Source organism: Acinetobacter halotolerans, from assembly GCF_004208515.1.
Classification (GTDB): domain Bacteria; phylum Pseudomonadota; class Gammaproteobacteria; order Pseudomonadales; family Moraxellaceae; genus Acinetobacter; species Acinetobacter halotolerans.
In genome coordinates this window covers 31156-44444 of the sequence record NZ_SGIM01000011.1, presented here as the reverse complement: position 1 = coordinate 44444, position 13289 = coordinate 31156, and the positions used below count along the sequence as shown (strand labels likewise).

Sequence of the window (13289 nt, the reverse complement as noted above, 5' to 3'; positions counted from 1 at the left end):
TGGGGATATCCGATGCGTTATAAAAATATCATCGCCAATCAACAATACGTTTTTGCAGATCTCAAAAGTGTCATGGCCAAAGCGACACCATTGAGATCAGGTGATGAGCTTGCAGGTGTCGCTGCTCACGATGCCACTGAGCGTGTGGCTGCTCAAATGACTTTGGCAGACATTCCCCTCAAAAACTTTTTAAATGAAGTCTTGATCGACTATGATCTAGATGAAATCACCCGACTGATCATTGATGAACATGATAAAAATGCCTTTGCGCCTATTGCTCATTTTACCGTAGGTGATTTGCGTAACTGGTTATTAAGTGAAGATGCCAACACGGAAAAACTACGTTTTGTCGCCAAAGGTTTAACCCCAGAAATGGTTGCCGCGGTGAGTAAAATTATGCGGAATCAAGATCTGATTTTAGTCGCTAGCAAATGTGAGGTGGTGACTCAATTTCGCAATACCATTGGTTTGAAAGGACATCTCTCAACACGCTTGCAACCCAATCATCCTACAGATGATATTTTAGGTATATCTGCCAGTATTTTAGATGGACTGATGTATGCAAATGGTGATGCAGTGATTGGGATCAACCCAGCAACCGACAATTTGCACAATTTGGCTGAGCTGTTAAAGCTACTTGATCATGTCATTCAAGAATATCAAATTCCGACTCAGTCTTGCGTGCTTACGCATATCAGTTCTGCCATCCAACTCGCGGAACAGAATATTCCGATTGATCTCATGTTTCAGTCGATTGCTGGAACACAAGCGGCAAATACAGGATTTGGTATTTCTTTGGCACTTTTACAAGAAGGTCATGAAGCCACCCTCGCTTTAAAACGAGGCACAGTCGGCCAAAATGTCATGTATTTTGAAACAGGACAAGGCAGCGCTTTATCCAGTAATGCCCACCATGGCGTTGATCAACAAACGCTTGAAACTCGGGCTTATGCCGTTGCACGAAAATTCAACCCTTTACTGGTCAATACCGTCGTTGGTTTCATCGGACCTGAATATCTTTACGATGGTAAACAAATTATTCGTGCTGGATTAGAAGATCATTTTTGTGGCAAGCTACTTGGCTTACCGATGGGATGCGATATTTGTTATACCAATCATGCTGATGCCGATCAAAATGATATGGACAATTTACTCACCCTATTTGGAACAGCCGGTATCAATTTTATTATGGGGATTCCGGGATCAGATGACATCATGCTGAATTATCAAACGACCTCCTTTCATGATGCCTTGTATTTAAGGCAACTATTGGGTTTGAAACCTGCACCTGAGTTTTCTATCTGGTTAGAACAACAAGGCATTTTACGGCAACAACAGCATCACATTCAGTGGGCAGAACATATGCCCGATCAATTTGCCAAATTACTCATGCACTAGGAGCTTTGGATGAAACTGAACAAAGATCAAACTTTTCCAGCTCAACCCCATCTTGATGTATGGCAAAAGCTCAAGCAATTTACCGATGCAAGAATCGCACTTGGACGAACAGGTTGTAGTGTTCCAACCAAAGCACTGCTTGAATTTCAACTCTCTCACGCACAAGCCAAAGATGCCGTTTATCAATCACTCAATATTGATCACATTTCAGATCAACTGAAACAGCTTGGTTTTGAAACCACACATGTTGAAAGCTGTGCCGACAACAAAGAAATATTTCTAAAACGACCTGACTTAGGCCGTCAACTCAGTGAAACGTCTCGTCAAAAATTAAAAAATATTCAACTCACCTCAAACTTTGATGTTTGCATCGTCATTGGAGATGGTTTGTCTGCACGTGCCATTGAAGAAAACGCCATTCCTTTTGTTCATCAATTACACACCTATATGAAACAAGAGAATTGGACACTTGCCCCCATCTCAATTGCAACAGGTAGTCGTGTTGCACTAGGCGATGAAGTAGCACAAATTTTTAACGCATCGATGCTTATTATGCTGATTGGCGAGCGCCCAGGCCTAAGCTCCCCAGATAGCATGGGCATTTATTACACTTGGCAAGCCCATGTCGGCAGCATCGATTCAGAACGCAATTGTATTTCTAATGTGCGTACAGCAGGTTTAAGTATTGAGATCGCTGCACAACGCTTATTCGCGCTGATGAAAAAGTCAAAGCAGATACAACGCTCTGGCGTTGCGTTAAAAGATGAGCATCAAATTCCAGTTGTAGAACAGCATCAAAAAAGGCAACTCTTTTTCCGTGACTCAAGCAACGATTAGCTCAGCATCGATATTCAAAAATGCGATAGATACTTTATTTCTCACACACTTTTCTTTGAGTATAGAATGTTTATACTTGCATTGATGTTAATCATGACTAGATAAAACTCGATGATAAATACTGAATCCTTACCTAAAACTATTTATGCTATCCAACATCTTGCCTTTGAAGATTTAGGCTCATTGGAAGATACCTTTTACCAACTTGGTTTCCGAGTTCGCTATTTTGAGGCGGGTGTAGATGATCTTAGCCCCGCGCTCAATTATGAGGGTCTAACCATCATTTTAGGTGGGCCGATTGGGGTGTATGAAAGCGAAGACTACCCTTTTTTAGTCGATGAAATTGCAGGACTCAAACAACGTTTGACTGCAAATAAACCAACGATTGGTATTTGCTTAGGTGCTCAGTTAATTGCTCATGCGCTAGGTGCCAAAGTTTATGCTGGACATCAAAAAGAAATTGGTTGGGGTCTACTCGAAATTAAAGCTGATGAGCCTAATATTCTATCGCCACTGAAAGATACTCACGTCCTACATTGGCATGGTGATACTTTTGATTTGCCTGAGAACGCCACTTTACTTGCAAGTTCTGACATTTATCCCAATCAGGCTTTTTCGATTGGGAATAATATATTAGCTTTACAATTTCACTTAGAAATTGCAGAGCAGAGTTTTGAAAAATGGCTCATTGGTCATACCTGCGAAATACGTCATGCTGGCCTATCTATTCCGCAACTCCGACAAGATAACCTATGCTATGCCGCACAGTCAGAACAACAATCTCATAAAATCATGAAAAAGTTTATAGAGAATATTCGCCTTTAAAGATCAAACCTAGCTAAAAAATCACAGGTCTAAGTCATATAGGCTTAACCTGTGAAAGATTAGGTTACTGAATTTATGAAACTGATAAGAAAGTTAAAACCTTTGCCAACAAAAACTAAAAAATATCACGTCTAGAAAGCCAATGCTACAAAATGTAAACATTAAAACCATCAATAATCCACAAGATAATTTGAAAAAAAACCCAAATAAACAATAGAATATAAATATTATATGTTTTTACATTTTGTTTTTTTGTAGGAGGTGGATAGCGTTATGCTAAAATTTATAAAGAGTTTCCATACGATTAATACGTACTTAATTTCTGCAACGTTTTTACTCATATTTATTGTTATCTACTTCTATATTAATCCATGAAAAAGCACATCAAAGATTCATAAAAAAGCCCAATCGTTAAATTGGGCTTTTTTTATACCGTAATCGAAGATCGCCCTTCTATATAAAAAACGCCCAACGAAATTCATCAGGCGTTTTATTGAAATAAGTATCAACCTATTTCAGGGCTAGACACAAATTAGTTTGCATATACTGGGAATTTTGCACAAACAGTTTCAACTTTAGCTTTAACATCAGCGATGACTTTCTCATCACCTTTGCTATCAATAATGTCAGCGATCCAACCAGCAAGTTCACGTACTTCAGCTTCACCGAAGCCACGTGTCGTTACCGCAGGCGTACCAATACGGATACCAGAAGTAACGAATGGAGAACGCGGATCATTTGGAACGGCATTTTTGTTTACTGTGATATGAGCAGCACCTAACCAAGCATCTGCATCTTTACCAGTTACATCTTCTTGTTTAATCAATGACAACAAGAATAAATGGTTTTCTGTACCACCAGAAACAACATCGTAACCACGTGAAATGAAGACTTCAGCCATCGCTTGAGCATTCTTAACAACTTGTTGTTGGTAAGTTTTAAACTCTTCTGACATCGCTTCTTTGAAACAGATTGCTTTAGCAGCAATCGCATGCATCAAAGGGCCACCTTGGTTACCTGGGAAAACAGCAGATTGAAGTTTTTTCTCAATTTCTTCATTTGCTTTCGCAAGGATTAAACCAGAACGCGGACCACGAAGGGTTTTATGCGTCGTTGTGGTTGTTACGTCAGCAATTTGCACTGGGTTTGGATAAACACCAGCAGCAACTAAACCAGCAACATGCGCCATATCAACAAATAGATAAGCACCTACTTTGTCAGCGATGTCACGGAAACGCTGCCAATCAACGATTTGGCTATAAGCAGAGAAACCCGCCACGATCATACGTGGTTTGTGCTCTAGGGCTAAACGCTCAACTTCTTCATAATCGATTTCACCAGTTTCAGTATTTAAACCATACTGAATCGCATTATAAGTTTTACCAGAGAAGCTAACTTTAGCACCATGCGTCAAGTGACCACCATGCGCCAAGCTCATACCCAATACTGTATCGCCTGGATTAAGAAGCGCTAAGTAAACGGCAGAGTTCGCTTGAGAACCCGCATGTGGTTGAACGTTTGCATAATCAGCACCGAACAATTCTTTTGCACGATCAATTGCAAGTTGTTCGATCACGTCCACATATTCACAACCGCCATAATAGCGTTTGCCAGGATAGCCTTCTGCATATTTGTTAGTAAGTTTTGATCCCTGTGCTTCCATCACAGCTTGAGAGCAATAGTTTTCAGATGCAATTAACTCAATATGAGCTTCTTGGCGTACGCCTTCAGAAGCAATCGCTTGAGCAATTTCTGGATCAAATTCAGCAATAGAAATATTGGCAAACATTAGCGGAGGGTCCTATAAATTAGGGCTTTTAAGCCGTGCTAAAGATTGGTGCGAATTATAGCATGAAGTTTATAAGTAAGAAGAATGAAGTTTGCTTAATTATCAATAAAACTCGCTCATGTTGATAAAAATTTCACTTTTGATTAATTAGGATTTTTCCTTAAACTTATTATTGAGCTTTATAATTAATTGTCTAGATAAAATGATTCGCATCAACGGAAAAATTCAGCATTTAAAAATATATGATTTTTACTGTGTTAGAAATCGAAAATATGAAACTCAGATAGAACAAGAGCAAGCTGCTTTAGCACAAACACTCATGGCAAAGTTGTTTGATGTTGATGCTCGCGTTTTAGCTTATAGGATAAATAAAACTTATAAAATATATAGTTTTAAAATTGCTCACCATACAGTTATGGGGATTGCTCAACATATTTTTTTTCAAGAAGGCGATGAACTCTACGTCGTTATCGATCCCAATAGCTTTACTGACATAAGCCTTGCATATGCAATCTACCACCCAGAACAAAAATTGATTTACTCACTTCCTCAACATGGCTTCACTATAGAAGGTTTAAAAAAAAGACAGAAAACAATTGGACTGTCATTCTTTATACTAGGTTTTTTAATAAATATTTTCTTTTTAGTTAAATGGGAATCTCACGAAGAAATTTTTATAGAATCAGCATTAGCTGTTCTCATAAGTTTATCTTTAGCCTTAATCGCATATTTTTCGGCTGGACTACTATATAAACAAGCAGTTCATGAAAGTATGCAAATTTATAAAACATTCGGTTTCAATGACATTGAAAAAATTGATTTTAAATCAGAAATCTACAAGCACAAGTCGACTGGAACAATATGTTCAGATATTTCTTACTTAAAAGTAAAAATTCGGGAATAATTTATTTGTAAATTATTCCCGATGAGTTAGTCATTAGCTGGCATTGTTGCTTTAACATCATTCACAATATTATTGATATTAAGAGCATAAGCTGTGCCGTGATCCCATTCAGCGTTAGTGAAATATTGAATATTTGAACCCTTATTGTTTGCGGTTAATACCAACAAATCCGTGGCCGCTTTGGGAACGGTTGCATCCTTCCCACCCTGATAAATAATCACAGGTTGATTTAGTTTTACTTGGGCTGGTTGAGAATCCTTTTCTAAGAACGATTTAACCAAAGGAATGGTCATAAAATTCATTTGAGTTCGTGGATAATTTGTTAAATTAACATTACTTTTTAAATGCTCCTGCATAGCAGCACCAAACTTATCTCCTAGTACATCTGCACAATCTTGTTCTGCTCTACTCGCAATTAGATCAGTTGGCGATTTAAAAATATTTGAATAACCAAAAGTAGGTTCTTGATTACGCAGACCAGCGGTAATGAGTGCTGTAAAGGTGTCCAGTTGTGCATACGCTGGAATTTGTTGATTTACAGGTGCATTTTCAACAGATTGCTCCCCCAATGCTAAGATCGCTGCGAGATTGGATGCAGGCGCAACCGCAATCGTTCCTTTATAATCAAGTTTGGCACGACTCGCGTATTGTGCAGCTCCTAAAGCGGCATGACCTCCCTGAGAATGCCCTACTGTCATCCATTGACGTGAAGTAAGTTTACCTTGCCCAGATAAATAAGCACGAGCAGCAACAACTGCATCAGTAATTGAATATGCCTCGCTTTTCACATTTAAAAATGGATGTAGTTCGCGACCACTAGGCTCACCTAGTCCTTCATAGTCAGGTGCAACAACGACATAACCAGCGGCAAGTAATTGGCTGATCATACCTTTTATATAATCATTTGTTGCATTACGACTCGGTGCACATTGATCAGCAACCCCTGTTGTACCATGTGCCCAAGCAACAATCTTCCAGCCTGTTGCTGGCATTGGTCCACCAGGTACAAACAACAAACTGGTTGCTAATGTTTCTTTACCATTCACGCCCAACATCTTATACGTCAGAATTAAACTTTCAGAAGCAACAGCACTAAAGTCTGACTTCGTATAAGGTTCAGGGATACTTGCAACAGGATCTTTTATATTATTTTCAGGAATTTCAGGTTTTGGAACAAATATCGTCGTCCCATTATCGTCACCGCCGCCGCAAGCTGTAAGTAATAAGCTCGTACTCAGCATCGCAACCGTTAATAACTTCATATGCATCTCGTTTTTCCTTAACTATTTTATTTATGATTTTATCCTTAGAAATGACTCCTCTAAGGCAATTACAGCAACAAGAATTACGCCTATTACAAAATTGTTTCAAGTACTTTTTTATCATTTATTCTATTTTTTGACTTTTCTTTATGCAACGCGCTCTCAATTTTTTAAAATATCAAGCAATACAATCGATCATTCGCCCCGCTTTTATAGAATTTCTTGTAAGATAATAAAATTCTAAATTCGTCTTAGGTTTAACATCATGCAAGCCATTATCTTAGATACTGAAACACATACGCTAAATGGTTTGCCGATTGAAATCGCTTATGCACCCATCGAAATAGAAAATGGAAAATTAAGCTTAGATAAAAAGAAAATCTTTGATCAGCTCTATCAAGTCGGTCAACCGATTTCCTTTGCCGCAATGGCGGTGCATCATATTTTAGAATCAGATCTAATCGATCAACCGTTTTACAATACCTTCCAACTGCCAGAACAAACCACTTATATCATTGGTCATAATGTTGATTATGATGTGACAGCCATCGCCAAATGTGGTGTGGATACTTCAAAATTAAAACCGATTTGTACATTAGCGCTCGCACGACGAGTATGGGAAGATGCTGAAGCACACAATATTTCAGCTTTAATTTATTTAATCGCGAAAGGCAGCGATAAGGCACGAGAAATGTTAAAAGGCGCGCATCGTGCTGATGCTGATATCATCTTAACAGCCAATATTTTGATGCACATTATTCATCAGTTGGACATTCAAAATATTGAACAACTTTATCTTGCCTCAGAAGAAGCACGTATTCCTAAAACGATCACTTTTGGTAAACATAAAGGTACCGCCATTCAAGACTTACCAGCCGACTATATTCAATGGTTACTACGCCAAGATGATTTAGATATTTATTTACGTAAAGCTTTAGAGACCAAACTCATTAAATAAAATATCAACCCAATGATATTTAATAAATTATTAACATAAATGTCATTATTCAAACGTATCTTAGCCCCTATCAATTTTTTGATTGGGGGATACAAAAAAGATGTCACATTTTTTTAAGACAGAACTTGGACAACACGCGCTCCAACAACGTAATATTGCTCTGAATGCGCGTCAACGTCGTTTATTACTGCTGATTGATCATGAAGATTTCCAGACACTTGATCACGATTATAAGAAAAAAATTGCCCCAACTGAGCTGGTTCAACAATTAATCGACATGGGCTTATTGGCTGAGCAAACTTCATCAACTACAAAAACTAAGATCCAAGAAAATTTATACATAGAAAATCATAAGACGAACAATTTAACGCAATCTATGCCGACACAAAGCGTAGATACAACAATACCGACGAACAATGAAAATATTGAAGAGGTGCTTGCGTTAGAAAAACTTTCTTTTGTCGAAGTTCAGCAAGTCATGATTCAAACACTAACCACCTATTGCGGTTTAATGGCAAAACCATTGATTCAGCAGATACAACAAAGCAAAACTATATCTCAACTCAAACTTTGTCAGATGCAATGGATTACGTCTCTACAGGAATCTCGCATTGCACCAAGTCAGTTGAATCAAACGTTGAAATTGATTAATTACTCAGTGCAGCATTTATAGTGTATATCGGGATGAGTATTTCTAAATAAGAGTAAAATCGTTGTTTTAATAATCAAGAAGCATTTTTGTTTAAAGGTATATATTTACCTATAAGTATTTTTTGCCTATGATGTGGCACACATGCGCTCATAGCTCAACTGGATAGAGTACAGGTCTCCGAAGCCTGTGGCGTGGGTTCGAGTCCCGCTGAGCGCACCACATTTGCTTTTCGCCACTTCTCAAAAACATTGTAATACAACAATACTTAATTTTACTTATTATTCATGCTTTCTCATGAATTACCGCATAAATAACGATACTGATTGCGGTAAGCGATAAATTATTTAAAAAAGTTACCGTAAATGTCAAAACAAAGTTATCTGGTTTACAGATAAAAAATTAAAGTTAATTCTAAAGAATATACTGAACTAGATCATTTTCAATTCTTCTTTAATTTAGATAAAAATTCACTGATTCAATTTAAAAAAAACGTTATAACAATATGATATAAAATTACTTTAGGCGTGGGTCCAATGTCTAATTCAACAAATCCATTTCACTCTAAAACATTTACAATTCTATGGATAGCAACCGTCTGTTCCAATATTGGCACATGGATGCATGATGTCGGTGCGGGCTGGTTAATGGCAGGTTTAACCGACTCACCGATTTGGGTCGCACTCATTCAAACTGCTACTTCATTACCGATATTTTTATTAGCGTTACCCGCAGGCGCTTTCGCTGATATTTTTGATCGACGAAAAATTCTACTGATCACTCAGTCATTTTTAGCGCTGTTCGCATTATTATTAGGATATTTAGTCTATATTAATGCAGTTACACCACTCACGATTATCGGCATTACCTTTTTAATGGGAGTTGGTACGGCATTTACTGCACCAGTTTGGCAAGCAATCGTTCCAAGTCTTGTTCCCAAAGACGCTTTGCAACAAGCAGTTGCTGTAAACAGCGTGGGGATTAATATCAGTCGAGCAATTGGCCCTGCAATCGCTGGTCTGATCATTACAACCTTGGGTATAGCTTACCCATTTTTCTTAAATGCACTCACTTTTTTAGTCGTAATCACCGCGCTATTTTGGTGGAAACCAGCACCAACGCTGCAACGGCAACTACCCAAAGAAGACCTACTCGGCGCGATTCGTACTGGTATACGCTACGCTTTTCATAGTCAGGCATTAAAGAACACTTTATTTCGTGCGATCAGTTTTTTCCTATTCGCCAGCGCCTATTGGGCGATGTTGCCTTTAATCGCAAAAGAGGTCTTGAAAGGTGGTGCATCCACCTACGGAACACTTTTGGCATTGGTCGGTGTCGGTGCTGTCGTCGGTGCATTTACCTTGCCAAAGCTAAAAAAGAAGCTAAATACCGATCAATTGGTAGTTTTTGGTAGTTTAGGCACAGCACTGGCCATGTTTGTTTTTGCTTTAATCCCGAATCTGGGTTTGGCTTATATGGCTAGTTTTATCGCTGGATTTTCTTGGCTTACAGTGCTCACCAATCTCAATGTATCTGCCCAAGTGTCATTACCTGAATGGGTTCGTGCTCGAGGATTAGCAATCTTTGTCACTTTTTTCTTCGGCTCCATGAGTCTTGGCAGTTTGATTTGGGGACAACTTGCTTCTATTACCAGTATTCAAACCAGCTTATTAACAGCCTCAATCTGCTTATGTTTGGTTTTACCGATTAGCCGCTTCTTTAATTTAGCTAAGGGACAAGAGCTGAACTTAGCACCATCTTCACACTGGCCTGCCCCGCTGGTCATAGATGAAATTCGTCCAGATCGAGGACCTGTGATGATTTTTATTGAATACCAGATTTCAGCACAAAATCGAGATAAATTTGTTGAACTGATGGATATGTTTAAACATCAACGATATAGAGATGGTGCTTACTCGTGGGGGATTTTTCAAGATTCAAATAATGACAGCAAGTTTATTGAATATTTCTTGGTAAGCTCATGGGTAGAACATTTACGTCAACATGAAAGAGTCACTTTTGAGGATCAAAAACTACAAGCTGAGATACATGCACTACATCGTGGTGATACGCCACCCAAGGTAAGTCACTTTATTGCTCCATAAATTTATGCTCAATCCCTAAGTGAAGATCTTAGGGATTTCTTTATGATTCAGCTTTTATTTGAGCCAAGTGTAAACGTAATATACGTCGTATTTCCAGAATAGCTTCTGGTGTTTCTTGGATAGAATGCCCACCACGAATAATCAACTCTGAAGCAGCCTTGGGTAAATGAGAACTTTGATAAGGCACTATACCATCTGTCATTCTATCGACCGATTGTCCTGAAGTTGAATTACCGACAATCGAATGATAAATAACATTTTTTCTAGGTTGAATCTCTTTGCTGAGCTGCATAAATTTAGAACCATGACTCAAATCACCCGCACCATTTTCAATCAAACCTTTTTCATTTGACCTACTCAACTGCTGACCTTGCTCAACCGCAGTATAAAACTCATGTGGCAATTTTATAATTTTACGGGCAAATTGTGTAAACCAACGATCAGCATATTGCGTGCCTTGATGAGGCGCAGCAATAAAAATAGCTCGGGAAAAGTTGGTTAATGGCTCAAATTGAAAACGTTGTTTAATGACGGCTTGTTGTTGATATTGTGCCAACTGCGCTGTATTCATTTTCTCTACAGCTGCTGATGAGATATCAGCCTGACTCACAAGCAATCGACTAATTACCCCACCCATACTATGACCGATCAAAACAGCTTGATGGGCAGCTTGGCTTGAAGCATCAAGTTGATTAAATGCTTGTTGCAACAAAGCATGAATTTGGTAGCGGCTTTCGAAAATTGGCATATTTGTTGAGTAAAAAACATTCCAAACTTGATAGTTATCTCTTAAATCATCAGCCCCAATGATATCATTGGTAAGCGAAACCCATGCTTCTGGACTACTGGCAAGTCCATGAATCAAAACTATAACGCGTTTGTTTGGGTTATAAGGCTCCAACATATACAAATGTGGCATGATTAAATTTCGTTCTTTATTAATTAAAGTCCAATAACCAAGTGCACCTAAATTGTATTTAGCAAGCCAAGCACCATACGGCGCTGAATAATTTCCTGTAATGACATAAGGGTATCCTTCAACGTCAAACCGTGTTGTCTGAAAAGGATCAAATAAATGTATTTTAAAGCTTGAATTTCCTAATATTTCATTGATTGAACTGGCTTTTTTAGGTTCTGCTATCGCAGTAATTGGAAAAAATTTAGGTGCATGGATATTAGGATTCGGCTGCCCTTTATAATAGTCATGTGGGTTTAAAATAAATTTCGGCTGAATCGGTTTTTCTTCACGCTCCGCAACAAACTCAGCGCCTAAACCATCCTGACGATTTACAATATTAAATCCAGAAAAGTTCATGTTATAACTAGATTTAAATGAGTTGAGCGGGAGTGCTTCTAACGCTGGATATTTTTTAAAATCTAAAATATAACAGTGTGATTCAAAGCAAATATCGCTCAGTCGACCATCACGTTTAAATGCACTTGTAAGCATTTGGGAAATCGAGACATTATAAATAATTCGTACTTGATTCAACCGATAATCAAAGATACGTTCTTGAGCTGAGCTATTTGACTTAAAGAGATAAACATAACTATAGCGAAGACTCTTATCTAAAAAATGTAATTTCTGATCTAGACAACTACTCATTTGACCAAGCATACCGCACCTGTCAGTATTCATGCTCATCGCTTTAGCCAAATAAATTTCACTCACCGCTGCATAGAAATCATCTTTTTTATCATTAATATTTTTGATTTGATTAACACAATCATCTACATTATTCAGGCATTGCGCTTGATTGGTTTTCGTCAAATAAAGTAAGTTTTCCGTTTGATAACTAAATTTATTGGTGAGTAGAAAGTTATCAACTTTACTCTTTAATGAGTGACTTAATTTTTCTTCTTTTAAATGAATCGCCTGACATGCGCTGATTAAAAACAGACAGCCCAACATCAGAGGAAAATTTGAATAGCTCATCTTGCAAATTTTCCTCTCACTCAATAAAAACAACGCTTATTCTTGTTTTGCTGAACAATAATCTTCAATATGCTTATTTGGAAAAAACCACAACATTGCCAACAAAATCAAGATAAATAGCGTAATACGGGTATCAACAAAGCTCAAAAAAATAGAACTGGCGTACAAGATAACAGAAGCTGCAAGTTTTTTATCTTTGCCCAAGACCTTCCGAGCTATAGAGCTTTCACCTTGCTCGCGTATAATCAATCTTTGGAGAATATCATAAGACAACGAACACATGAATAAAATAAAAGCAAAAGTCGCTGTTGGGATGGGTGCATAATTACTCTGCGCTGACCACGCTGTTGTAAAAGGAATCATGGTGAGCCAGAAAATGAGATGTAGATTAACCCACATGATTTTTCCATTTACCGTTTTGACTAATTGAAACAAATGATGATGATTACTCCAATAAATACCTAGATAAATAAAGCTCAGTACATAGCTGAGAATCGCATGAAACTCATGCTGTAAAGCTGCAAAAGTATTACCCTGCGGAATATTAAGCTCAATTAACATTACCGTGATGACAATAGCAATTACGCCATCACTAATTGCTTCCAATCTACTTTTATTCATTTTTA

General features: G+C 37.9%; 11 protein-coding genes and 1 tRNA gene. 8 read left to right on the top strand and 4 right to left on the bottom strand.

Going from position 1 to position 13289, the window contains the following annotated elements; translation table 11 throughout:
- The first annotated feature begins 12 nt into the window (after positions 1 to 12).
- From EXE30_RS12675 to EXE30_RS12665, 3 genes are all read left to right on the top strand, one after another.
- On the top strand, positions 13 to 1398 hold the full coding sequence (locus EXE30_RS12675; protein WP_130162708.1) for an ethanolamine ammonia-lyase subunit EutB: 1386 nt from the start codon (positions 13 to 15) through the stop codon (positions 1396 to 1398).
- 9 nt (positions 1399 to 1407) lie between these two features.
- Positions 1408 to 2235 (top strand): ethanolamine ammonia-lyase subunit EutC, encoded by an 828-nt coding sequence (gene eutC / locus EXE30_RS12670; protein WP_130162707.1) that lies wholly within the window; start codon positions 1408 to 1410, stop codon positions 2233 to 2235.
- A 111-nt stretch (positions 2236 to 2346) separates the two neighbouring features.
- Positions 2347 to 3060, top strand: coding sequence for a glutamine amidotransferase (locus tag EXE30_RS12665; RefSeq protein ID WP_130162706.1), 714 nt, complete (start codon positions 2347 to 2349; stop codon positions 3058 to 3060).
- Positions 3061 to 3592: 532 nt separating this feature from the next.
- Here the strand turns inward: EXE30_RS12665 and glyA are convergent.
- The gene (gene glyA, locus EXE30_RS12660; RefSeq protein WP_004670686.1) at positions 3593 to 4849 is read right to left on the bottom strand and encodes a serine hydroxymethyltransferase; all 1257 of its coding nucleotides are present in this window, start codon (positions 4847 to 4849) and stop codon (positions 3593 to 3595) included.
- A gap of 202 nt (positions 4850 to 5051) precedes the next feature.
- On the opposite strand from glyA, the gene EXE30_RS12655 reads away from it, so the two are divergent.
- Positions 5052 to 5753 carry a hypothetical protein gene (locus tag EXE30_RS12655; RefSeq protein WP_130162705.1) on the top strand — a complete coding sequence of 234 codons (702 nt, stop codon included), beginning with the start codon at positions 5052 to 5054 and terminating at the stop codon, positions 5751 to 5753.
- 26 nt (positions 5754 to 5779) lie between these two features.
- On the opposite strand, the gene EXE30_RS12650 is transcribed toward EXE30_RS12655, so the two are convergent.
- The gene (locus tag EXE30_RS12650; RefSeq protein ID WP_130162704.1) at positions 5780 to 7021 is read right to left on the bottom strand and encodes an alpha/beta hydrolase; all 1242 of its coding nucleotides are present in this window, start codon (positions 7019 to 7021) and stop codon (positions 5780 to 5782) included.
- A 259-nt stretch (positions 7022 to 7280) separates the two neighbouring features.
- Here EXE30_RS12650 and EXE30_RS12645 point away from each other — a divergent pair, with 259 nt between their 5' ends.
- From EXE30_RS12645 to EXE30_RS12630, 4 genes are all read left to right on the top strand, one after another.
- On the top strand, positions 7281 to 7973 hold the full coding sequence (locus EXE30_RS12645; RefSeq protein WP_130162703.1) for a 3'-5' exonuclease: 693 nt from the start codon (positions 7281 to 7283) through the stop codon (positions 7971 to 7973).
- Positions 7974 to 8073: 100 nt separating this feature from the next.
- Positions 8074 to 8646, top strand: coding sequence for a hypothetical protein (locus tag EXE30_RS12640; RefSeq protein ID WP_130162702.1), 573 nt, complete (start codon positions 8074 to 8076; stop codon positions 8644 to 8646).
- 122 nt (positions 8647 to 8768) lie between these two features.
- Positions 8769 to 8844 (top strand) — tRNA-Arg (locus EXE30_RS12635).
- A gap of 314 nt (positions 8845 to 9158) precedes the next feature.
- Positions 9159 to 10727 (top strand): MFS transporter, encoded by a 1569-nt coding sequence (locus EXE30_RS12630; RefSeq protein ID WP_130162701.1) that lies wholly within the window; start codon positions 9159 to 9161, stop codon positions 10725 to 10727.
- A 40-nt stretch (positions 10728 to 10767) separates the two neighbouring features.
- Here EXE30_RS12630 and EXE30_RS12625 read toward each other — a convergent pair whose 3' ends face one another.
- Both EXE30_RS12625 and EXE30_RS12620 read right to left on the bottom strand, forming a co-directional pair.
- Positions 10768 to 12663, bottom strand: coding sequence for a lipase family alpha/beta hydrolase (locus tag EXE30_RS12625; protein WP_130162700.1), 1896 nt, complete (start codon positions 12661 to 12663; stop codon positions 10768 to 10770).
- A gap of 36 nt (positions 12664 to 12699) precedes the next feature.
- On the bottom strand, positions 12700 to 13284 hold the full coding sequence (locus tag EXE30_RS12620) for a TMEM175 family protein (protein WP_130162699.1): 585 nt from the start codon (positions 13282 to 13284) through the stop codon (positions 12700 to 12702).
- Between the last annotated feature and the right edge of the window lie 5 nt (positions 13285 to 13289).